Origin of the sequence: Candidatus Tisiphia endosymbiont of Nemotelus uliginosus (assembly GCF_964264835.1) — a bacterium.
Taxonomy (GTDB): domain Bacteria; phylum Pseudomonadota; class Alphaproteobacteria; order Rickettsiales; family Rickettsiaceae; genus Tisiphia.
The window spans coordinates 1,310,550-1,334,288 of the sequence record NZ_OZ183485.1 but is presented as its reverse complement, the minus strand read 5'-3'; the positions used below and the strand labels follow the sequence as shown (position 1 = coordinate 1,334,288).

The window sequence follows — 23,739 nt, the reverse complement described above, 5'->3', positions numbered from 1 at the left end:
AGCAGAAGAATTTAATTAGCAAGTGTAGGCGCTATGGAGTACTTATGCTTAGCGCTCAGCTAAGAAGGTTTGACTAATTGTTAATCTGACAAAGGTGTTGATCATGAAACGACTAAACTATAACAATGACCATAGAATAGAGTTGTCAGCAAAGCGACGTAAAAATATAGATCACGTCACTATTAATACTGAATTTGAGCAACTACAACATAAATTATACCATAAACATCCTGAAATAAAATTGAAAATAAGCTTTATAACGAGCATTGCGACAAAGCGGCAAGTATTAATCATAAACTTTATATCGTTTCTTAAGGAAGAGCCTGCTTTAAGCCAAATAGCTATTTTAGCAACAAGTAATTATATTAAATTACCCATAGTACCCCACACTTATTGTTGAAGTTGAAAAGCATGCATAATGTGTTTTCGTAGTAATGAAAACAACATAGCAGGGGTATCACTTAACGAGTTATAAAAATAATCTTTTATCCAATCAAATCCGTAAGTAAATAATGAGTATAATTTACGACCATGTTTTTTGATCTTTATAGGATAAATTTTGTTCTTAATGTCACCAGCAAGCACGCAAATAGCTAAGGATAAAGATACTATTGCAAATAGTTTTTCCAGCTTTTTTTGATCTGTAATGTGGGTATCTTCAATATTAAATCCAGATGACTTGAGAGACAGAAAAGGTCGCTCAATGCTCCACCTCTGCTTATATGCTAGCAAAGCACATTCACCAATAAGCACATTACTAGCAATAAATAGTTGCTCTCTTTCTAATTGCAAACAAGTTATTTTAATTGCCATACCATTGTAAATTTTGCTTTCTATAGTTTTAGTGTCACCCATTTGCATATCGGCAAAACATTTATTCAACTTCATCTTGCCACCGTTGAAATGCTTGACCTTCTCACTTTTTCTTAGCCTGATAGCAAAAGGTAATTTTTGGATTCCACCCATATATTGCAACCATTCCTCACCAACAAATTCCCGATCGGCAAGGATAAGCTCTATCATTTCCTTAGGTATAATTGTTAAAATTTGCTCAATCAATTTCTTTCTTTCATTAGTAGAAGAGTTGCCTTTTTTATCAAGTAACAACCATGCTATAGGAATTGAAATATTACCATAAACGATAGTTGCAACAAAAAAATTCAAATTTTTAATACCAAATTGCCAGCTGGTTCTATCTATGGCAAGGCTAATTTTACCTGTTAGACAGAGCAATTTAACAATAATTTTCCCTAAACTTATAAAGCACATATTTTGTTCTAAAAGCAAACGCTCAACTTTAACAATCTTGGCATGCAAATTGCCTTTAGAAGCGACATACAGTGCTAATTCTTTGATTCTCACAGTTTTAGCTTTTACTACTGCACAAATTAATTCTGCAAATGTTTTAATTCGTGCTGGGTGCCAATCTAAAAATATGTATAATATTTGGTATAGTGATTGAGAGTCCATTAATACCTCCTGTTGCTTGTTTCTCAGCGGAGATTAGTGACTCTCAGTCACTTATTCAATTTATTATTTTAACCCTCCTGTAAAATCTGTGGGGTACTATGATTGGAGATTTGTTATTATCGGTTAGATTGGGTTTTTTATACTTCATATCGGAAAAATCCAAATGGTTATATCCAATATTATCTATCCATATCCATGTATTACATGACTTTTTTGCTGCATCTGGGATAAAATTTGGCAAACCATTAAGTACCTTAACTATCTCTTTCTGGTCCGTAGTAATATCAAATATTATTTGACAAGGACACCATGGATTACCCTCGTAGTCAAATATCTCATGATAATCCATATAATTAGCATAATATAAATACCACTGTTCTAGTATTTCTTTAGTCCGAATCTTCTTTTGTATCAAACGGTTATGAGCATTATCTTCAAATTTTTCTTGCATTAAAACAAATGACCATTTAGGATTATTAATAGCATCATTTAATGTTTTAATTATTTCTACCGATTGTAGAGCAATTTTTGCTGGTAATAATATTAAGGTATTAGATATCTGATATTCTGTCGGTTTTGTTTTATATTCAATAGCAATTAATCGCACTGTTATAATTTGACCTACTACTATTGTGTTGCTAAGTTCTTTATCTATGACAATACAATGTTTAACACTAGGCTCGATCATATCTTCTAAAATTATTGACTTACCAGAGACTACTGATATTACTCTATAAAGGCTTAAATAGGAGTTATTTAAAGTTTTAAGATATTTTTTGTCCTTTACTGTAAACAATTCTACGTGATTTTTAAGTAAATGATCAATACAGTTCCATGTTTGTCCTTCAATTATATAATCATTAGTAATACAAAATTCTATAGCACAGTTTTGAGCAATTATCGCCAATCTTTTATTTAAACCCATTATCAATGGTATTCAGTTTGCTAATCAGCTGGTGTAAATATTCTGTAGATTCTTGTGATTGATTACCACCAATTATTCTTACATTAATTAATGCCGGTTGGGTCAATTTATTAGGATTGATTTCATTAAATAGTTGTTGTAATTGTTGAATATTGATATTTCTTGCAAGCGCAACTTTATTTAATTCAAGTAAAAAAAAAGTACAGGCACTCTCCTCATCAAGTTTCGTGGCAGCTAATACCAAGTCTTCAGTAGGGGGAGTATATTCAATATCTTATATTCTACTTTGCACTGTTAATATCTTGTGCATCTCTTTAACCCTTGTTTACTAGTTGATTTTGTTGCTTTGTATTTATTAATATGGCTAGTAGTCCTAGCATTAGGTGATGGGCTGGAAAAAACTCTATTTAATTCTTGAAGATTGGAACCTGGTTGTTTTACATCTTGAGTAATAGACTTTAAATATATATCCATAATTTTTTTATATACTTCTTTTTTGTTATTATCATATATATCCTCTATTATTAACTTAAGTGTTTCTACCAAAGGTTTTGTTTTATCACTTATCAATTCACTAACATATATTAAAGTTGCAAATGGTAGTCGTTCTCTATCAGTTTTATCAATATGCTGGAAATCTAATGCACTTTCAAATTTCTTAAAAACTATATTACTAATTAATTGAGGATTATTTTGTTTTATTTTTTCTGCAACTTCAACTAATGGTACTAACTTTATATTAACATAATAAAAATCTTTTTCAACACTACTATTATAACCATCTTTTTGTATTAATTCTGTCATTAAATGACTTATTACGATTTCTTGTACCTCAGTAGTTAAATTTGGCATAGTATCTGTATCTCTAGATTCAGTGAAATCAAAGGCAAAACCTAAACTATCTCGGGAGCTGGAATACCATATGTTTGCCCATCTTCCATATATATTATTATCAATTTTTGCAGGTACTTTATTTGTAATTTGAGCTGTTACGGGGTTAACCACTATAGCTTGAGGTGATCTTTTATTCCCTATATCAGCTGACTTTATATTAATAAATGAATATTTAGCTAATTTTTCTACAATTTTTATCATATTTTGTTGGGATGTTATGTCTCTAGTGTTCGCTCCTATTAAGAAGGCATCTAATTGTCTATTGACTGGAAATTTACTAATCATATGCGTAAATAGAGAATCTGGCTTAATGTATTTATCCACATGAGCAAGGGCCGTATAACAAGTCATAGGGTCACGTAAAACTACCGTTACACAGTTCTGAATATTAGTAGTACCTATTTTTTCATCAGCAGAGAATCCAACTTCATGTTGTAAAATCTTATGTGCGTCGTAGTCAAACATTCCTTGATTTAGTAAATCAGCTTTATTATAGTGTTGAATAGCTTCTGTATGTTTTCCTTCATATTTACAAATAGTTCCTATTATTAACCTTGCCTTTATGGCGTCTCTTGTATCTTGTATTGAAGGTTCAGACTCATATTTATTTAAATAATTTTGTTGTTTTTTTTTATATAATTCTAATAAAGCTGTTTGTTCCTGTGTTGAGTTTTGGTGAGAATAACCTTCTAATATATCTATTAGAAAGTTACAACATTCCTTAAGAATCATATAATTTCTTATATTATTACCCGCTTTTTCAATAGCTTTGTCTAGTTTTTGGATAGCTTCAAAATGCATACCTAACTTTTGATAGCACTTAGCTATTCTTAGTTCTATCCTAGCTGATAAATAACTATCTCGCCAAGAAGTAGGAAGAGCTTTGTCTGCCTTTAAGAATAGTTCTATAGCTTGTTTAAAGTGATGTTGATCAAATAACTGTAGACCTTGACCATATAGTTTTTGCAATAGTTCTAGTTCTTTCTTATATTTTACTTTTTCTTCTTCATGCAATGGAGGTTGTAGGGCAGTAATAGTAGAATTATTATAATCAGGAAAGCTTGCAGGTAAACTAGCCAACTGTTCTAATATTTTTGGTGTACTGCTTGCAGCTTTTTCATCATTTATTAACAAGGGCATGAGATTAATCTTTATGTCGTATATTTAATTGCTTATCTATTCATATGCAAATAAGGTTTTTCTGTAATCCAATCGTCATTTATTTCTGAGAGAATAGCAGTTATCAATCTCAAACAGGAGCTGCTGTTTGGAAAAATACCTACAACCTTAGTTCTACGCCTGATTTCTTTATTAACACGTTCCGCCATATTACTTTGTAATCATCTCTAGTGCATGTAACCCTCTTCCAACTAAGCTCTCCCCATACTTGAGCTAAACTAGTTATTAGTTCTTCTTCTTTTTCTTTAGATAAATTATTTGTAGTTCCATTTTATCATTTTGATCGATAAAGGTCAAACTGTACTGCAGAAGATTTCTGATATGATCATATCCCAAATTTATTCCTGCAATTTTTTTAGCAATTGACGTTCATGGATATGTTTGAGAAAAAATAGCAAAATTCCAGACCATAATTGTTCTTTTAATTGTTCGTCATTTATGTCATGAACATTAATAAGAAGGTAATCATCAGTCCAAAGTCTTTTAGCAAGATCTGGGTTATTAAATAACTGCTGATATTGAATTATTAGTCTAATAATTTCTTTAATAATTTTAGAGGAGTAGTATAGGCGTTTATTTGGCTATTGTCTTTTATCAAACGCTCTAACCAACGTTCACTAGTATTATCACATAGAAGTTGACTAATTTTCTGATATTTTTCAGCTGTGATCTCAAGTATCAGTTTGAAATCACTAACATAACGTAAGGTACTTTTATCATTTGTTTTAACAAAGTTAAATTGTGATTGAGGGCAAGAGAAAAAATCATATGATTCATTGGCAATTTTTCCATAATTAAGGAGATGCAAGAATTCGTTAATGAGCAAAGGGAAACATTTAAAGAGATTATGAATACCCCCAATTTCATAGCTAGGAATAGCAAGAGCTATACGAGTATGGATATGCATAAAAATAAAAATTTTCTTACGTAATATACGTACCACATCTACATACCAGTCATCATACAATGCTGTACAGTTATTTAGATTTTTTAACTCGAGAATTTTTAATTCTTTTGCCATTTTAGCAGTTAGTCTTAATTGTGGCATTTAAATAATTATCTTAGCTTTTATTTCATTAGTTCTTTACCTAGTTCTTTAAATTTTTGAACAAAGCTAGGATCTTGTAGTAAGTTTTTAGAGTATAGTAACATCCCATATAAAGTAGCTGGATCATGAGGGTGGAAGTGACCCAGTCCTGCTTTAATGATTAGACCACCAAGCATAATTTTTTTGTGGGCATCGTTCTTACGTTCTAGATGAGATTGTTTTAGGACTTGCATACGAAAATATAGTAATTTACGGATAAGTCGTTTGAGTTCATTGGTGATTTTGTTGTTTGGGTTTAGTGGGAGTTTTAGAATACGTCGCTAGTTCTTTAAACATGTTAAGAGTAGGGTGGTTTTTATTATTTTTATCAGTAGCAAATTTTAGGAAACCTCTCAGGATTTGATTGGGAATAGTAATCATGTTCTCTTCCGAGAAGAATTTAAAGATTTCATCTTTACGTTTATTTAATAAAGCCTGTTTTTGTTGTTCAAGTTTAGTAATCCTTTCAATTAAAGGTAGTGATTTTGTTGCCATCTATAGAGCCTCTTAATATTGTTAATGTAAAAGATAAAGTATATAATAAGTTTTGTTAGATGCCAGTAATAATACAGTATAAAAGAATGGTGAGGATAGCAAAAATTCTTGTTAGGTAAGTTATGTGGTATAAATTTGTTCAAGGAATCAATTCTTTAAGTGTGGTAAGAACTGATGGAAAAGTACCAAAAATGCCTGACCGTATTACTTCAGGAGAAGGACGGGGTGGTATGAGGGGGCGTAGCCCCCTACTTTACCCCCTTGGAAGAGAGATAGTAATAAAATAGTATGCTAGATTCATGTAATGTGCACTTACGCAAAGTGGATGAACCCACTTTGCTGGCGCTCAAGTAATCAGAAACTAATAACCATTACTACCAGCAGCAATCACTAAATGGCGATATATCATTTAAATAAATCATCAGTACAAAGAAGCGAGGGACAAAGTGCAGTAGCATCAGCTGCTTATATTTCTGGTAGTAAGTTAACCTACAATATTGTTGATGGAGATACTAATGTAGAATTAAGCAGAACCTTTGATTATAGTAATAAGCTAGGCCTTGCTTTTAGTCAGATTCTGGCTCCAGATAATGCACCTAGCTGGGTATATAATAGAGAGGAATTATGGAGTAAAGCAGAAGCAGCTGAAGGTAGGATTAATGCGCGTCCAGCTTATAAATTTATTACTGCTTTGCCAAAAGAATTAACACTCGAGCAAAATATAGAATTAGCGCAACAATTTGCGACAAAGTATCTAGTATCATCTGGGATGGTAGCAGATGTAAATATTCATTATGATAATGAAAATAATCCCAGGTGTAATGCCATGACTACAGATGATCCGCTCCTGGTAGGGTTCCTATTATTTGCTATGAATGAGCAGAATAAACAACACCCTATGCTCAAGGAGTTTATCCAATTAGCTAAAAAGCACAAGAGTGTTAAAAAGAGTCAGTCAACTTGATACTGCATGGCAACTTCTTTTCCACAAAAAGCCATAGAGATCTTTAGGATTTTTTTCACATGCTTATACTCTTTTATTTTGCTATCATATTGCCTATCCATAATTTGCTTTAACCCTGCTTTGGCAGCAGATTCTAGCTCTTCTGAAGTAGTACATATTTTATACTCAATGATAATTGCAGTATCTGTGCCTTGAGCTATTGGAATCAATATGTGATCACACCTACCATACCCATATTCTTTGTTAGATTCTATCATATATTTACTTGCAAGAGGCGCCAGCAGCCCCCCCATTAAATTATGATAATCCTTCTCCTTACTTAAATCATGATAACTAGTTGAATTTAATAAATATCCTTGCAATCTTTTGCCAAACTTCTCTATTTGCTGATCAATTAATAAGGCAATAAAATCATAATAATCACTCATATCCATATTCAACTTAGCCGAAACCCAGCCCATTACCCTTTCGGCGTAGATCCCTCTGACTTCCTTATTAGGAATGGTTAAATGATATCTTAACTCCTCTGGATTATCATTTGCTAAGCAAGGATTTAAATAACCCGCAAATACAAGCAAACTATAGAGTATATCTTTATTATGTTCTATTTGCCCTAAAGAAATTTGTTTATATAATTTCTTAACAATTCCTCTGCCTTCCAATAATTCCTGCAAATCTTCTTGTATTGCATCTGACAATAATGCTTTATCAACCAGCCCTGTTCCCCCGCTATCTAACCAGTAATGATCTAGTTTACCTTTACTGGCTAAACATAACATGATTGACCATGGGTTATAAATTATTTCTCCACCAAAAGTATAACCATTATACCAATCTTTAATCTCTTCAGGACTCGTTTTTGTTGGTACTTTTGTAAGTAAGTCATCAACTTCTGCTTGGGTAAAGCCATAAAACTTAGAAAAATCTTCATCTAGTAAACTATATTCACGAACATTATTTAAATCTGAGAACAAGTTAGCTTTAGCTATCCTTAATATGCCGGTAATTACTCCTTTCTCTAAATATGGGTTGGTTTTTAGGCCGCTACCAAACATACCACGGAATATTTTTAGCACATTGTCAAATTCTTTTGGTTTGTCAGCAAATTCAATATAGGCACTATTAATTGGTGTATCGTACTCGTCAATTAGTATGTAAACTTTTTGGCCAAAGTGTATAAAAAGTAATTCACTTAAAAATTTTAAACTATCTTTAAGGTCTTCCTGATCAAATGTGCCTGCAAAATACCGTTCTAATATTTCTTTTTGAGCATTATTTAGCAGCTCTATATCTTGCCTTAGATAACGTCTTAAGTAGTAATGATTCGCAAATAGCTTAATAACTTGCTTCCTAATACAATTCTCTATCTCCTGGTAACTATTTCCCTTCACATCCTTGAAATTTATGGCAATAACTGGAAATTGGCCTTGACGTTTCATTGCATTTGCAATGCTCGCAATTTTTAAAGGTTTAAGCTCTTTAGTTTCATCAAAACCTAAATCTACTATGCCGCCAGCAAACAGTTTGTCATTTATTTTCTGCTCTTCTGGTAAAGGCACACCATCTTCATCCACTTCTATTTCCAAGAATTTCTGGAGCATATTCATATTTAAGCTCTTACCCCAGCGCCTTGGACGAGTAATGAGAATTACATCTCCACTATCTTCTAATAATTCTTTAATCATCAAACTTTTATCAACAAATACTTCACTATTTAGCAACAATGTTTTAAAGTCATCAGTACCTACTCTCATTTTAGGTGGCTTATTACCAGCTGGAAAGGGAGTAATAGCTTGATGTATTGAATTAGTATCCGAAAGTGTAACTGTCATATTAGTTGATTATATTTGATAATTACTGCAAACCTTTAAAGTGTAAGAAATTATAGCATAAATAAATTAGACCCCTAAGTAATTTAAGCAAATAATCTATTGCTGTAAGTTTATGAGTCTTACAGCAACTGTTGTAGCCTAACTAGTATAATCCGTACTACTTGGTAATTTCACTGGTATTTTACACTCAACAGTAGTGGTTTTTTCTTCTTCACTTGATAATTCAATTGCACCGTTCATTTCATGGATCATCTGTCTCACAAACATTAACCCTAAACCTAGCTCTTTACACTGGGTAGAAGAACTAAGACTACCGAGCTCTTCACAAATATGTTGCTGTTTTTCTTGAGAGATATGGCATAAATCGTTAAGGTGCTGACACTATATGTATCTCCAAGTGTGCATATCTATTATGCCTTTGGTATGTTATCTTGTTTGTATCCTACTGATCTAAGCTATACCAATACCAGTATCATGGACAATAAACTGTAATATCCTATCGCTATCATCTTGTGCTTGCCTGTTATCAGCAAAATCATTTTCAGTTGTTCTTAATCTTTTAGCAGGAAATAAATTAGTGGTAATTACGATAACTCCTTCTTTAGTAAATTTAATACTATTGCCAACTAGCTGATCCAATATTGCTTGCAAGCGGTAGCTATCACCCACCACAATATCAGGCATTTCATAATGGACATTAGATACTAATCTGATCTCCTTATTTAATGCTGCAGCCCCAGCTTTAGCAATAATTGCTTCCACTAATTTTTTAGGGTTAAATGCTTGCAAAACTATAGAAGTTAATCCGTCATGGCTGTGCAGAAATTCATATAGCTCATTAGAATAATCTAGCAGTGCTTTAGCCGCCTCTATAATAGTGGCCAAATGATTGTTTACTTCAGGATTTTGCTCCATTTCACAGAGTTCAACTAATTGCGCAAAAATTTCTTGACCAGGAGTACTAATATTATTGCCAATATTTTTGAGTAAATTTATTTAAATTAGTTCCTTTACTTGTAATTTTTCTTTTGTTTTCTGCAATTCCAACTTTAGGTTGTTAAATTTAGTAATATCAACATAATGATCGTGACAGCTAATTATGCGAGTCTCTTGTGCAGATGCGGGGACCAGTGCAGCAAATATTGGAGCAAGTTTAACGATCCAACCTTGTTCTGCAATGTGTTCTTGATCTTTTTGTTGATTTTTAACATTATTTGTCATACTATTCCTCTACTGTTTGGGTTAAACAAATGGGTAGCACAGAGGTTAAAGTATTAAGCTTTCTAGGTTTCATTTAACCCCTGTGCTTGATACTACATTAGCGCAAGTATCTAATCAGCAGAGATATCAGCATTGTTTTGAGGAGTACAGAGGATTTCGGAAGCACTCTGTGCAGATTTTTACTAACCACTCTAAAGCGCTGTAAATTAGAGACATGTAGGGAATTACCTTTAAAAAACTACAATCAAAACCAAACTTGTGAAATATCGTGGTAATTCTGCACTGAAAAATACAAAAAACCTCTCTAGCCCGCATTACCACTAGTATTCCAGCTGCATTTATAGTATCATTTATATTGGTAAAAGTTATGCTACCTACTTCCAATAAACCACAGCCATTTTTACAATGGGTTGGTGGTAAAAGAAAAATCACTGATAAGCTAATTGAGCATATTCCTTTAGGTCTAAACAATTATTACGAACCATTCCTTGGTGGTGGCGCGCTATTTTTTCAAGTAAAGCACATGTTCAACAAATGCTTTTTATCCGATATTAACCTTGATTTAGTAACGTCCTACAATGCGGTTAAAAAAGATCCCGCTGAGGTGAGTAAATTATTGCAATCCCATCAAGAAAATCATTCAAAAGAATATTACTATCAGGTTAGGGATAATAATGTTAACAACCCAATCAAAATTACTGCAAGGTTCATATATCTTAACAGGTATGCTTTTAAAGGTATCTACCGCGTCAAAAAAGATGGTCAACTTGCACTATCCTTCTCGAGCAAAATCCATGCTAATTCTGATATTGATGCTAGACTACGCCAATGTAGCAGTTTTTTAAACAACACTTGTATTTACGCCATAGATTTTTCCTTCATTGAACCTACAAAGAACGATTTTGTATATTTGGATCCACCATACCCCAATCAGGTGAAAGTTTTTATACCACCTTACCTTTTGACGAAAATGAACAAATAAGGCTGCGCGATTTTGCTAAAGAACTAGATAGCAAAGGGGTTAAACTCATGATCTCTAACAGTAACACACCCTTTATCAGAGATCTTTATAAAGGCTTTAACATTCGTACTGTAGATATAAAATACTCCATCCCAGAGCAACGGAAAACCTCTTATGAAGTGATTATGACAAATTATTGAAGTTAAATTAACTAACAGGCACTCCCTAGTAATTTTTATAACCCTATTAATTCTCACCACTTTTATCCATCTCACCTAATTCAAAAGTAAAATTTTGAGCTTGAAAAGCCAATCTTAAATATCCCATATAGCGTTGCCTTACTAAATAGTCAATAAAGGGCACACTGCCTTTAAGAATTACTTTTTTGCCTATATTATCTTCTTCTACCACCGCTAATTTACTGAAAGTGCTATGATCCGCATATTGACCATGTTCTGCAAGTAAAGATCGCCTGATCTTATACCATACTGAATCTGGATCTAACTTATTGAATTCTGCAAGATAATTTTGATCTTTATCTTCCATTTTAGCTGCTGGTTTTGGTGGGGTAGTTTGTATAAATGGGATAATTTGCAATTGTTTAATTTTATTACCGTAAACCGCTTGTACTTGTTCTAATATCTTAGCTTTAATATGATCTGACAAGGCGATATCCTTTAGTAACTGCAGTTGATACTGACCTTGCTCATCTCCTTTAAATTCACAAGAAGTCAATAGCTCATAAGCCGTGTTAGACTCAAATATTCCTGCAATTTTCCGTTTTAGTTGTGCTTGTTTGCTAGTATCGAGGCTACGTTCTATCTTATCCAAATATTGCTCTTTTAGTCTTGCAGGATCATTAGATTTAAATTGAAAATTGCTATTATTCACCTTGCTACTCTCTCGCAATTCATACGCTAAAACTTTGACCATATAGTTAAACACCACCTTTTTGTTATAAAAATGATGATTAGGATACTGCTCTGCTAGCTTCAGTAACAGCTTATTGATAAAATTGAGGTTAAACTCCCGATTTGACCTCAGCTGCAGTAAATCAGCATCTTCTTCGGTTAAGGGATGAAAATCTGCTAATCTTTTTCTTGTGAACCAGCCATTATTGTTCAAAGACTCTAAAGTGTTAAGAGATGGGGTGCTGGTTAATTCATTGGAATTGGCAGTAGACATTTTCTGTATCCTCGAGGAAAGGCTAGTAGCTAACCTTGTTTCAGCTGTGTAAGCCTTTTCAGTCAGATCCTCAATGTTGCTAATCCGCTCTTCTGATTGCTCGTAGGAGAATTTTTGCTCTTGCTCATGAACTGGCTCATTTTCTTCATGAACATTTTGTAAAACCTCAGATTCGCTAGATCTAGATATATTAGATTTATTATTAATATCTATAATATTGTGTGCCTGAAATTTTTTTCGGGTTGAGCCGAAACTTTTTTCGCTTTCATGCGAAAATTTTTTCGGGTAAGGGCGAAAATTTTTTGCCAATTTTATGCATGGAGTATTTCTACACTTAATGTGCTGCTTTACAACGGTGGTATTATATAGATGAATAAAGCCTCCTTCTTGCAACTCAACCATACATTGTCTAATACGTCTTTGACAAACTCCGAGTGATTGTTCAAAGAAATGATAAGATTCTTGTAATTCATCATCTTGGAGATTGTTACGGCTATTATGACAAACCTGAAGGCGGAAAACTACTAGCGACAATAATTGCTTAGCAGTTTTGCTGAAAGCTTTGTTGCCACTACCTTGAAGATCACGCCATTCTGGAGGAACAAAATTACCAACGAAATTATAGAAGATAGTATCATTTTGGTTACTATTAGCAGAAATATAAGCGAGAGTAGAAGAGGAAGAGTTGACTATTTGCTGCATAATCCCTCCAGCTGAACATCAGATCCAGTAAGGGCTTTTGAGCAATTATTGCAGCTATTTTGGCTAGCCTGAACAGCATATACGCAGCATATGGAATTTAGATAAGAGCAAGTAAGAGCCCAAAAACCTAAGAAGTAATATGGCGGGAGTGACGGGACTCGAACCCGCGACCTTCTGCGTGACAGGCAGAATGCCTTGAATTTGCCTTCTCCTACCCCCATCGAATAGGCATAGTAAATTTTCTATGCCTTCATATTTATTTGTTGTCAAAAGCCCAATCCTCATAGTATTTCCTCCCATTAATTAAATCAACACTTGATATAGTATCTAACATTAAATTACTTGTCAATCTACAATTAATTTCTAGCATTTTTGTCGGAAAAAGTACATATGAAGCACATATCAAAATAGTATTTTTAACAAATTTTTATTTAAATTTCTTTGAATCTTCATTAATATAAATTAGTGCTTGCAAATTACTTTTGTCAGCGGTAATTAATCATCGATTAAGCCAATCTGAGGTTAAATATTCAACTATCCTTTAAAATATTTTAGAACAATTAGATTTAGCTTAACCATTTAATAACTAGAATTTATTTAAGTAGGTACGTATGGCAAGCAGTTCATTTAATTTTACTAAAGAAGCTATAGATAAAATTATCCCTCCTGAATTTACAAAAGATCATAAAGGCAAAATTATTCGTCCTGAAATTGTCCAACATGTTTATAGAGATACCAAAGAAAAGGGGTTAGTCTTAAACGTATCGTATTTAGGAACTAAAAGTTTTTTTCTAGCCAAGACAATTAAGGGTATTCGTTACAAAATTATGTTAGGTTCTTTCCCTGATATGTCCGTTATAGCAGCAAGATCAAAGATAATAGATTTAAAAAATCAAATTGCAAAAGGTATAGACCTTAATGCAAAATCGACTAATAAGCAATATAATGAATTAACCTTTAAAGAGCTGTTTGACATATACATTGAAGACTATGCTAAGCATAAGATAGAGCGTTGGAAAGATGTCATTGCTGATATTGATAGGCAAGCAAAACATCTCTATGATAGAAAGATATCCACTATACAGAAAGATGATATCCAAAAGATTTTTAATGATCTCACCAAGGCTGGTAAAAAAGTAATGGCCAATAAATGTGCTACAAGATTTTCAGGCATATTTAAGAGAGGGATTGAATGGGGATTAGTAAAAGATAATCCAGCACTGGGTATTATAAAACACCAAGAAAAATCAAGAGATAGATATTTGCTTTCTAAAGAGGAACAGCACTTTTTTGATGTTTTAGCAGAAGAACCTAATCAAACAATTAGGGATTTTGTGCTAGTCGCTTTATATACCGCTGCTAGGAAAAGTAATGTTTTGGCTATGCGTTGGGATAATATCAATTTAACTGAAAAAACATGGTATATACCTAAAACTAAAAATGGTGAATCTCATCTACTTCCTTTAACAGATAAGGCAGTGCAAATCTTACAGGAAAGATATAAGCAACGCTCTAGTAAGTGGGTATTTCCAAGTGATCATAACAGTAAAAGTGGTCATATAGAAGACCCAAAAAAAACATGGTGCAACATTAAGAAGAAGGCTGGTCTTGAGGATTTTACGCTACATGATCTACGTAGAACTATGGGGAGTTGGATGGCCATTGCCGGAGCAAGTCCGTATGTTATCGCTAAAGCCCTCAATCATAAAAACATTAGGTCAACAGAAGTTTATGCACGATTAAATTTGGATCCTGTGAGAGAATATATGGAAAAAGCTAATAGTGTTTTTAATAACAATAAGAAAAAAGCTTAATTTCTAATTTTAGGTTAGCTGGCTCAATAATTCGTTACAATAACTTCCTTAGAGATTTTTCTTTGTCCGGTTATGGCATATTTAATGTTAATGGTATTTACGGTAAAATCTTGGTATATTCTTCTAATAAACTCGGTATCATTGTTGGAGATCATTAATTTTACCCCTTTGTTAGTTAGTTCCTTGGCGAAATCTCGTAGTCTAATCTGCTCATTTTCGTCAAAGGGTAGTCTAGTATAAAACCTTTCTCCGGCTCGGTGATAGGGTGGATCACAATAAACAAAATCATTTTCCTTAGGTTCAATAAAAGAAAAATCAGTGGCGTAAATTGATGTGTCACTTAGAAAGTTGCTACATTGTTGTAGTTTCTGATCAATATCAGCAGTACCATATTTCTTAGTAGAAAAAGATATACCTAAATTACCGTTTTTATTGATACGATAAATACCCTTAAAAGTATATTTGTTTAAATATAGAAACCTCGCAGTAATAATAGTTGGATCATTGCTATTATTATTGTTTCTAACTTGATAATAATATTCCTTACTATGATTATGCCTATGTTGCTCGAAGATAGAGTTAACGGCATATGGATTCTTCTTTATGGTATTATAACTAGTAACTAACTCTAAATTAATATCCGACAGAAAACACTGCTTAAATCTATCCTTGATTTTAAAGAACAAAGCCCCGCCACCTAGAAACGGTTCATAGTAATTATTTAATGATCTAGGAATACGTTCTATCAATTGATCAGTGATTTTTCTTTTGCCGCCAACCCAATTGACAAATGGTTGAGGCTTATTTGCAGTAGCAGTCATAATTGTTATTGCTTAAGTAAGACTTAATTTAAGTGAACTAATAGGGTGACTAATCACTAATTTTAAAAAATAATTTACCTATTGTATCATAAATATCACAAAAACACTATAAGAAACTTAGTCAATATTGGAGATATATTGTAAATAGCTAAATTCGCTACTAGTTAGCCACTTACCTAACTAGCTATTTAGGCATTAACTAAAACTATAATTTTACCCACTGCCGCCGTTTTATCACTGATCTATAAAATTCTAAAAAAATATTATAAATTCTAAAAAAACCGCTGGACTCTGCTAATTAATGAGGATAATGATGATGATGACCCGCGTAGTGTGGCGTCAAGCACCGAGGTTAGAAAACGAATCGCAAAATTTTTAATTCTAACCTCAGTGTCCATTTTTTGTAGTCAAAAAACAGGAGCTTATTGTATGGCGAGTGATATTAAAAATCAACAACAAAACGAATTAACAAATGAAAAAAATAATAACAGTACCAGTGAAGACGCAACTAAAACTAGCAATGAAACAAATAATATCGATAATGACATTTCTCTTGAGTTAGAACAAGTTAAGAAAAAACTAAAATTAGCTAATTTAGTCCACCAAGACTTTATAAAAAATGTATCACTTAGCATAAAAACTTCCTGTATCGGTATTTGGTCAGGTGCTTTAGTACTATATGAAGTAGAGAATGATCCTAGCAAGAAGCAATCTATAGCCAACATTACCAATTGTGCCAAGGAGCTTATCAATTACTCCGGTGATATATTAGACTTTGCTAAGTCACATTCAAGCTTGACAGCTACCAAAGCCTTAGCACCTCACATCTTACAAAAAATTGATCCTAAGAAGTTAGTAAATAGAGTTATTACTAAACTAATACCATCTGCTAATTATAAAGGCATAAAGCTCGTTGCTAATTTTCAGCATGATCTTGCGGATGTGGTCATTGCCGATAGTTATCGACTTGAGGCAATATTAGATCAATTAGTTAGTAATGCCATTAATTTTACCGAGAAAGGTAGTATTATTATCACCACCAATTTTTTTGCTGCTCCAACCTTCGAATTAGAAAATATCTATAATGAAAATAATATTAAAAATACCCGTGCTAAGGAAGATATTTTGCAATTCATCGTTCATGATACCGGTATAGGTATGTCCAAAGACCAACAACAATATCTTTATAAGCAATTAAACAATCTTGACTCTTCTACTAGTAAAGATAGTGCTGAGGAAGTGGATTTAGGTTTAGGCTTAAATTTAGTCAAACAGTTTATCTTTGAACTAAATAGTAAAATTAACGTTAACAGCCATCAAGGTAAGAGTACAACTTTTACTTTACAAATACCAGTTAAATTACCATTAGTTAAGGATATTATTGAAGACATGATTAACAACATAGCTAATAGGAGGTTATAAATCAATAATTGATTATCAATACTAACTGAAGTTTTGACAAAAATATAACAGAGAAGCAAGGCTACTCTAGTATTACCTTCTATAATTAGTATTAATTAGGCTTTTAGTATATTAATATATATTGTTCAAAACCTCGTTAAATTACTATCAAAGTTTTATACTAATTCTATAGTATATTAGATATATTGTATGTCAATAATTGTATTTATGGAAGGCTTGTAATCCTGTGCTATCAGCTTACATAGGTTTATTTTGACTGAAAGAAAAAATCTTTTTCTCACTAAAATTTTCATTAAAGAATAAATATTTAGTTCTGAATTTGATCCATTTTTGTCAAAACTTCAGTACTAACCACCGTTGCAATAAATAATTATTAGAATACTGAAACATTTTCAATACAAACATATTTCTAAAAAATATAGTTTTTATTGAGTGTTTTAACGTTACAAATTAACCTCAAACGTTCATAAAACCTAGCTCTGCTCTTATAAATTAATTGGCAACTCGGGTTAACATATATCTTCATGAGAATAATATTGGAGATGATGGAGCAAAGATAATATAGTTAAACCTATTGAATTAGGTGGAAAGATATGGTATGAATTAAAAATAAGGTAACAGAAACTAGCAAATTATTGCTATGTTTTTTTCCACCTAGTTCAACAGGTTTGACTATAGCGGAGTTTTTGAACAATAATAACACGTGGGGATATATGGCAATAAGCTCAGGAAATATAACTGATGAAATGATACAGCAGTATATTGATGAGCAAGAAGGTGAACGATGATCGATTTCTCATCGATTCCACTTTAGTCAATTCAGGATGATTTGGTGCTAGGAGCAATGTCTTGTAAGGTGAGTGACGAGTAATGATGTCACCAACTTCTCCTGAATTGACTATATAATAATCTCAGATAAAGAAGTATCACCTACTAACTCTGATGAATATGCATCAATATTATCTTGTTGTAAAGTCAGCTTATTGTTATAGTAATGGGTACTTTGATCTTGTTCTTCTTGTAAAGAACCATTTATTTCTGTTACAATATCTATTTTTGAATCAAGAGATTTTACCTGTGCTTCTAATTCTGTATTGTTATACTCTGTTCTTATACTGTCAATAATTTCTACTATATCTTCTTTAGTTGATCTAATATTTGGTAACCTATTTGCTATGTTTTTAATTAGAATTAGCGATATATCTGCACATGTTCTAGAATCAATTTGTTGCAAATCAGAACAAATAATATTTACAGATTTAACTCCTGAAGCTATAAGATCCTTCCTTATTTCTTCTAAACTACTACTAAATTCTGATTTTATACTAAGTGGATCAATTATTGATACAATGTCATTCTTTTTAAAGAGAACTACGGCATGATCACTACTAATTCCTTTAATTAGTAAAATACTTAAATATTGATTATTATGATATATCGCTTTCTTAACACTTACTGTATCAAGAACTGAATCAATTTGTATCTCTGATTTTAGCATCAATTGTATATTATACTCAATAGATTCTAGATCCATTCCTTCATCTTCTTGCCAAATCATTCCACAAATATTTTGATTTTGAGAATTTAAAAAAGCAGTAGGAGCTTTTCTAAATTTTTTACATTCTTTATTTAATGACTTGAATACCTGATCGAAATCTACTATTACTGTCCCATCATTTACATTCATATATTCTTCGATAAGAGAATTTAAATATTTTGTTCTTGCACCTATTTCATCAAAACAAAGATTATGCAATTGTTTAAAAGTAGAACAAGTTTTGATTCCTGCTCCATTTAATAATTTGTTAGATAATTTATTTAGATCAAAAAGTTCTTTTTCAGCTAAGAAATGACTTAAATATTCTTTTTTTGCATGGAAACAGAGTGCATGAAAATCTTTTAGAATAGAAGCGGCGTTAGCTCCTGATAGAGATAATATATTGGACAAATTACGCAGAGTAAAACCTGAATCAGTGAAATCACTTAAACGTTCTTTTATGCTGCCATCCTCATTAAAGCAAACTGTGTGAAAATCTTTTAAAGCAGAACAAATATTAGCTCTTGCTCCATGTAACACATGAGATAAAAGATCTGGTGTAAACTTTGCCTTAATGAAATCACTTAAATATTTTGTTGGCTTTCCTTCATTATCAAAACAAAATTCATAGAATTTTTCTAAACTATTTACTGCTTGACTCAGAATACTACATAAATCACTAGGCCTAAAATTTACCTTTGGTTTAGTAAAATCACTTAAATATTTCGTTGGCTTTCCTTCTCTATCAAAACAAATATTATGGAATTTTATTAAAATAAATGCAGCCTTAGTTCCTGCTGCACAAAGTACACAAGATAAATTACTCATTTTAAAACCTGCTTTAGTAAAATCCTCTAAATATTTTGTTTTGCGTCCATTCTCGTCAAAGCAAATTTTATGAAAATCTTTTAAAGCAGAACAAGCATTAACTCCTGCTCCACTTAAACTACCGGATAAATTTCTCATCTTAAAACCTACTTTAGTGAAATCCTCTAAATATCTTGTTTTGTGTCCGTTCTCGTCAAAGCAAATTTTATGAAAATCTTTTAAAACAGAATAAGCAGTAACTCCTGCTCCACCTAAAATACTGGATAAACTACTCATCTTAAAATCTGCTTTAGTGAAATCCTCTAAATATCTTGTTTTGTATCCGTTCTCGTCAAAGCAAATTTTATGAAAATCTTTTAAAACAGAACAAGCATTAACTCCCGCTCCACTTAAACTATTGGATAAACTACTCATCTTAAAATCTGCTTTAGTGAAATCCTCTAAATATTGTGTTGGATTCCCTTCATTATCAAACCAAAGATTATACAGATCCTCAAAAGCTTGCTTAGCATTAGCTCCTGCCCCACTTAAAATACTAGATATATTAGATAAATTTACTCCATTGTCTTCTAGAGTTTGTAAATACTTTGTTGGATTTCCTTCATTATCAAACCAAAGCTTATAAAGCTTCTCAAACGTTTTTTTCACTTTAGCTCCTGTTCCACGTAAAATACTAGATACATTAGATAGATTTATTTCATTGTCTTCTAAAGTTTGTAAATACTTTGTTGGATTTCCTTTATTATCAAACCAAAGATCATACAGATCCTCAAAAGCTTGTTTAGCTTTAACTCCTGTTCCATGTAAAATACTAGATACATTAGATAGATTTACTCCATTGTTTTCTAGATTTTGTAAATATTTTGTTTTCTCTCCTTTCTCGTCAAACCAAAGATCATACAGATCCTTAAAAATTTGCTTAGCTTTAACTCCTGTTCCATGTAAAATACTAGATACATTAGATAGATTTACTCCGTTGTCTTCTAAAGTTTGTAAATATTTTGTTTTCTCTCCTTTCTCGTCAAACCAAAGATCATACAGATCCTCAAAAGCTTGCTTAGCTTTAATTCCTGTTCCATGTAAAATGCTAGATACATTAGATAGATGTATCCCGTTATCTTTTAGATTTTGTAAATATTTTGTTTTTTCTCCTTTCTCGTCAAACCAAAGATCATACAGATCCTTAGAAACTTGCTTAGCTTTAGCTCCTGCTTTACCTAAAATACTCGATATATTAGATAGATTTATTTCGTTGTTTTCTAAAGTTTGTAAAAATTTTGTTTTTTCTCCTTTCTCGTCAAACCACAGATTATACAGATCCTCAAAAGCTTGCTTAGCTTTAGCTCCTGCTCCACTTAAAATACTAGATATATTAGGTAGATATACTTCGTTGTCTTCTAAAGTTTGTAAATATTTTGTTTTCTTTCCGTATTTATCAAACCACAGATTATACAGATCCTTAAAGGCTTGCTTAGCTTTAGCTCCTGTTCCACTTAAAATACTAGATATATTAGATAGATTTACTCCGTTATCTTCTAGATTTTGTAAATATTTTGTTTTTTCTCCTTTCTCATCAAACCAAAGATCATACAAATCCTTAAAAATTTGCTTAGCTTTAGCTCCTGCTTTACTTAAAATACTAGATATAATAGATAGATTTACTCCGTTATCTTCTAGATTTTGTAAATATTTTGTTTTTTCTCCTTTCTCATCAAACCAAAAATCATACAGATCCTTAAAAGTTTGTTTAGCTTTAACACCTGTTCCACTTAAAATACTAGATATATTAGATAGATTTACTCCGTTGTCTTCTAGAGTTTGTAAGTATTTTGTTTTTTCTCCTTTCTCATCAAACCAAAGATTATACAGATCCTTAAAGGCTTGCTTAGCTTTAGCTCCTGTTCCACTTAAAATACTAGATATATTAGATAGATTTACTCCGTTGTCTTCTAGAGTTTGTAAGTATTTTGTTTTTTCTCCTTTCTCATCAAACCAAAGATCATACATATCCTTAAAAGTTTGTTTAGCTTTAGCTCCTGTTCCACTTAAAATACTAGATATATTAGATAAATTTACTCCGTTGTCTTCTAGAGTTTGTAAATATTTTGTTTTTTCTCCTTTCTCGTCAAACCAAAGATCATACAGATCCTTAAACGCTTGCTTAGCTTGAACTCTTGCTTTACTTAAAATACTAGATATATTAGATAGATTTACTCCGTTGTCTTCTAGAGTTTGTAAATATTTTGTTTTTTCTCCTTTCTCATCAAACCAAAGATTATACAGATCCTCAAACGCTTGTTTCACTTTAGCTCCTGTTCCACCTAAAATACTAGATATAGTGGGTAAGTTTATTCCATTGTCTTCTAGAGTTTGTAAATATTTTGTTTTTTCTCCTTTCTCATCAAACCAAAGATCATACAGATCTTTAAAAGCTTGCTTAGCTTTAGCTCTTGTTTTACCTAAAATACTAGATATAGTGGATAGATTTATTCCATTGTCTTCTAGAGTTTGTAAATATTTTGTTTTTTCTCCTTTCTCATCAAACCAAAGATCATACAGATCTTTAAAAGCTTGCTTAGCTTTAGCTCCTATTCCAGTTAAAATGCTAGATATATTAGATAGATTTACTCCATTGTTTTCTAAAGTTTGTAAATATTTTGTTTTTTCTCCTTTCTCATCAAACCAAAGATCATACAGATCCTCAAACGCTTGCTTAGCTTGAGTTCTTGCTCCACCTAAAATACTGGACATGTTATAATGAACTTGATTTTTATACAGAACATTGAACATGTCGCTGCCTTTTTTTGTATCTAAAAAATCTCTAAATTTTGAATAATTAGAACCAGTTGTTATGCTTTTAACAAATTTACTTTTTGATTTATTTGCTTCATCAATGTTTATACTTTGAGTCATTTGATCATTAACTCTAGAAAATTTTGTCACTTCATCTACTCCATCTAAATCACTAAATGATAAATTTGATTTATCTTGTCGTAATCTTTTTACTTTTACATTTTCTTTATCTTCAGTATTTATTTTTCTCTTTCGTACTTTTTGATTTTCATTCTGATGTAATAACTCTGAATCTGATCTGAAATTAATATTTTGACCATTAGATATATTTTTAGGTCTTGAGTTATATGGCATATGATCTCCTTTTTGATGTACTATATCACAGAATATTTGGCTTTACAGCTTTTATCAATATAATTAATTGGCAACTCGTATTAAATAAATATTGTACGCTATCAGAGGTAATATTAGCTTTTTGAGTTACTTAGAATACTGGGATGTTAAATTCATGATTTTCTAAAGCCTTTATTAAACTACAGTGTTCATTGTTTGCTTGCATCAAGTGTAGTTTCCCCAAAAATATTCATTACTCAATTTTACCACGGACTAAAACTGGGATAACAATGGTAAAATATTTAGAATGTTTTGTCTACCTTTATAATTTAGCATTGCCTAAAAGCAGTTGATAAGGTAACCAAATGTTTTAAAAAAGAGTAGCAGGTAGATAGCTCTAACATAATGATAGATTTTTTCAGTAATCTCTTACTATCTTTTTTGCAATGACACACAAATTCTATTATAGACTCTGATCAGATTTTAACTATTATTTAAGATTAAAATTCAGATAATATTTGACTATACTCAGTTAGTGATTTTTGCATTACAATATTTATTTAGTTTGTATTTACTAATTTAATACGAGTTGCCAATTAATTATATTGATAAAAGCTGTAAAGCCAAATATTCTGTGATATAGTACATCAAATTGAATTAGGTAACAAAGAGCATAGAAATAACCTCAGATAATTTACCAATTTCTGCTATTTTGTTTTGAATCCATCGCTTCATATTAGCCCAAAACTTTTCTATTGGATTTAAGTTGGGTGAATATGGTGGCAAAAAAATAACTTCACAACCCACTGATTCTATTAGCTTTTTTGTTTTTTGAGATTTATGAAAACTACCGTTATCCATCACTACAACCTGTCCTGCTTTTAACTCTTTAAATTAAAAACTTCTAACCCAATTATTAAATAATTCTGTATTGCAAGTTCCACTAAACAACCCTCAGCTATAAGCTGAGGGGTTATAAAGTGGAATCGATTAGAAATCGATCATCGTTAACTGGTTCACCTTCTTGCTCATCAATATACTGCTGTATCATTTCATCAGTTATATTTCCTGAGCTAATTGCCATATATCCCCTAGCCCAAAAATGACAACCCCAAAATTGTTTCTTTAAGTGTACAAATTCTTCCATCAAAACTCTTGATTGGACTTTGGACAAAATAATTTAGCCTATATTTAGCAACTTATAATTTATTTATTATATAAAATAATTTACCTAAAATTATAAAAATATTAACTATAGATTAATAATAATCTTAGA

Annotated in this window: 22 protein-coding genes, 1 tRNA gene and 2 pseudogenes; 6 read left to right on the top strand and 19 right to left on the bottom strand. The window is 31.7% G+C overall.

The features are described from left to right. The first annotated feature begins 103 nt into the window (after positions 1-103). Positions 104-400, top strand: coding sequence for a hypothetical protein (locus tag ACFELV_RS05820; RefSeq protein ID WP_375327147.1), 297 nt, complete (start codon positions 104-106; stop codon positions 398-400). Here ACFELV_RS05820 and ACFELV_RS05815 read toward each other — a convergent pair. The 9 genes and pseudogenes from ACFELV_RS05815 to ACFELV_RS05775 form a co-directional block, all read right to left on the bottom strand. Further along, positions 391-1,470 carry an IS4 family transposase gene (locus ACFELV_RS05815; protein WP_375326208.1) on the bottom strand — a complete coding sequence of 360 codons (1,080 nt, stop codon included), beginning with the start codon at positions 1,468-1,470 and terminating at the stop codon, positions 391-393. The genes ACFELV_RS05820 and ACFELV_RS05815 overlap by 10 nt on opposite strands. 55 nt (positions 1,471-1,525) lie before the next feature. Then, the gene (locus ACFELV_RS05810; protein ID WP_375327146.1) at positions 1,526-2,395 is read right to left on the bottom strand and encodes a hypothetical protein; all 870 of its coding nucleotides are present in this window, start codon (positions 2,393-2,395) and stop codon (positions 1,526-1,528) included. Then, positions 2,382-2,639, bottom strand: coding sequence for a hypothetical protein (locus tag ACFELV_RS05805; RefSeq protein ID WP_375327145.1), 258 nt, complete (start codon positions 2,637-2,639; stop codon positions 2,382-2,384). Before ACFELV_RS05805 ends, ACFELV_RS05810 begins: the two co-directional genes overlap by 14 nt. 50 nt (positions 2,640-2,689) lie before the next feature. After that, on the bottom strand, positions 2,690-4,429 hold the full coding sequence (locus ACFELV_RS05800; RefSeq protein WP_375327144.1) for a hypothetical protein: 1,740 nt from the start codon (positions 4,427-4,429) through the stop codon (positions 2,690-2,692). A gap of 32 nt (positions 4,430-4,461) precedes the next feature. Beyond that, positions 4,462-4,623 (bottom strand): annotated as a pseudogene (locus ACFELV_RS05795) (transposase); the annotation flags it as partial. 183 nt (positions 4,624-4,806) lie between these two features. Further along, a complete protein-coding gene (locus tag ACFELV_RS05790) occupies positions 4,807-4,992 on the bottom strand; it encodes an Rpn family recombination-promoting nuclease/putative transposase (protein ID WP_375327539.1) in 186 nt (61 codons plus the stop codon). Positions 4,993-4,994: 2 nt separating this feature from the next. Next, positions 4,995-5,516 carry a DUF6933 domain-containing protein gene (locus tag ACFELV_RS05785; protein WP_375327143.1) on the bottom strand — a complete coding sequence of 174 codons (522 nt, stop codon included), beginning with the start codon at positions 5,514-5,516 and terminating at the stop codon, positions 4,995-4,997. A gap of 20 nt (positions 5,517-5,536) precedes the next feature. Next, a complete protein-coding gene (locus tag ACFELV_RS05780) occupies positions 5,537-5,749 on the bottom strand; it encodes a conjugal transfer protein TraD (RefSeq protein ID WP_375327142.1) in 213 nt (70 codons plus the stop codon). 37 nt (positions 5,750-5,786) lie between these two features. Beyond that, on the bottom strand, positions 5,787-6,050 hold the full coding sequence (locus ACFELV_RS05775; RefSeq protein ID WP_375327141.1) for a hypothetical protein: 264 nt from the start codon (positions 6,048-6,050) through the stop codon (positions 5,787-5,789). A gap of 122 nt (positions 6,051-6,172) precedes the next feature. On the opposite strand from ACFELV_RS05775, the gene ACFELV_RS05770 reads away from it, so the two are divergent. Beyond that, complete coding sequence (locus ACFELV_RS05770) at positions 6,173-6,337, top strand: hypothetical protein (RefSeq protein WP_375327140.1); 165 nt, start codon at positions 6,173-6,175, stop codon at positions 6,335-6,337. A gap of 107 nt (positions 6,338-6,444) precedes the next feature. Then, positions 6,445-7,014 carry a MobA/MobL family protein gene (locus ACFELV_RS05765; RefSeq protein ID WP_375327139.1) on the top strand — a complete coding sequence of 190 codons (570 nt, stop codon included), beginning with the start codon at positions 6,445-6,447 and terminating at the stop codon, positions 7,012-7,014. Here the strand turns inward: ACFELV_RS05765 and ACFELV_RS05760 are convergent. The 4 genes from ACFELV_RS05760 to ACFELV_RS05745 all read right to left on the bottom strand — a co-directional run bounded on the left by ACFELV_RS05760 (position 7,002) and on the right by ACFELV_RS05745 (position 10,067). Beyond that, positions 7,002-8,846, bottom strand: coding sequence for an AAA family ATPase (locus ACFELV_RS05760; RefSeq protein WP_375327138.1), 1,845 nt, complete (start codon positions 8,844-8,846; stop codon positions 7,002-7,004). The genes ACFELV_RS05765 and ACFELV_RS05760 overlap by 13 nt on opposite strands. A 138-nt stretch (positions 8,847-8,984) precedes the next feature. Next, entirely contained in the window at positions 8,985-9,200 is a 216-nt protein-coding gene (locus ACFELV_RS05755) for an ATP-binding protein (protein WP_375327538.1), read from the bottom strand. 96 nt (positions 9,201-9,296) lie between these two features. Continuing rightward, positions 9,297-9,761 (bottom strand): hypothetical protein, encoded by a 465-nt coding sequence (locus ACFELV_RS05750; protein WP_375327137.1) that lies wholly within the window; start codon positions 9,759-9,761, stop codon positions 9,297-9,299. 81 nt (positions 9,762-9,842) lie between these two features. Next, on the bottom strand, positions 9,843-10,067 hold the full coding sequence (locus ACFELV_RS05745; protein WP_375327136.1) for a hypothetical protein: 225 nt from the start codon (positions 10,065-10,067) through the stop codon (positions 9,843-9,845). A 367-nt stretch (positions 10,068-10,434) separates the two neighbouring features. Here ACFELV_RS05745 and ACFELV_RS05740 point away from each other — a divergent pair. Next, positions 10,435-11,228 (top strand): annotated as a pseudogene (locus ACFELV_RS05740) (DNA adenine methylase). Positions 11,229-11,274: 46 nt separating this feature from the next. Here the strand turns inward: ACFELV_RS05740 and ACFELV_RS05735 are convergent. Then, complete coding sequence (locus ACFELV_RS05735; protein WP_375327135.1) at positions 11,275-12,915, bottom strand: hypothetical protein; 1,641 nt, start codon at positions 12,913-12,915, stop codon at positions 11,275-11,277. Positions 12,916-13,055: 140 nt separating this feature from the next. Then, positions 13,056-13,134, bottom strand: a tRNA-OTHER gene (locus ACFELV_RS05730). Between the two features lie 392 nt (positions 13,135-13,526). On the opposite strand from ACFELV_RS05730, the gene ACFELV_RS05725 reads away from it, so the two are divergent. Next, positions 13,527-14,729, top strand: a complete 1,203-nt coding sequence (locus ACFELV_RS05725) for a tyrosine-type recombinase/integrase (protein ID WP_375327134.1) — start codon at positions 13,527-13,529, stop codon at positions 14,727-14,729. Between the two features lie 23 nt (positions 14,730-14,752). On the opposite strand, the gene ACFELV_RS05720 is transcribed toward ACFELV_RS05725, so the two are convergent. Continuing rightward, on the bottom strand, positions 14,753-15,553 hold the full coding sequence (locus ACFELV_RS05720; protein WP_375327537.1) for a DNA adenine methylase: 801 nt from the start codon (positions 15,551-15,553) through the stop codon (positions 14,753-14,755). Between the two features lie 426 nt (positions 15,554-15,979). On the opposite strand from ACFELV_RS05720, the gene ACFELV_RS05715 reads away from it, so the two are divergent. Further along, positions 15,980-16,972, top strand: coding sequence for a sensor histidine kinase (locus tag ACFELV_RS05715; protein ID WP_375327133.1), 993 nt, complete (start codon positions 15,980-15,982; stop codon positions 16,970-16,972). 898 nt (positions 16,973-17,870) lie between these two features. Here the strand turns inward: ACFELV_RS05715 and ACFELV_RS05710 are convergent. From ACFELV_RS05710 to ACFELV_RS05700, 3 genes are all read right to left on the bottom strand, one after another. Further along, positions 17,871-22,484 carry a hypothetical protein gene (locus ACFELV_RS05710; RefSeq protein ID WP_375327132.1) on the bottom strand — a complete coding sequence of 1,538 codons (4,614 nt, stop codon included), beginning with the start codon at positions 22,482-22,484 and terminating at the stop codon, positions 17,871-17,873. Between the two features lie 636 nt (positions 22,485-23,120). Next, entirely contained in the window at positions 23,121-23,327 is a 207-nt protein-coding gene (locus ACFELV_RS05705; protein ID WP_375327131.1) for a transposase, read from the bottom strand. A 109-nt stretch (positions 23,328-23,436) separates the two neighbouring features. Next, positions 23,437-23,637 (bottom strand): transposase, encoded by a 201-nt coding sequence (locus tag ACFELV_RS05700; protein ID WP_375327130.1) that lies wholly within the window; start codon positions 23,635-23,637, stop codon positions 23,437-23,439. Positions 23,638-23,739: the final 102 nt, after the last annotated feature.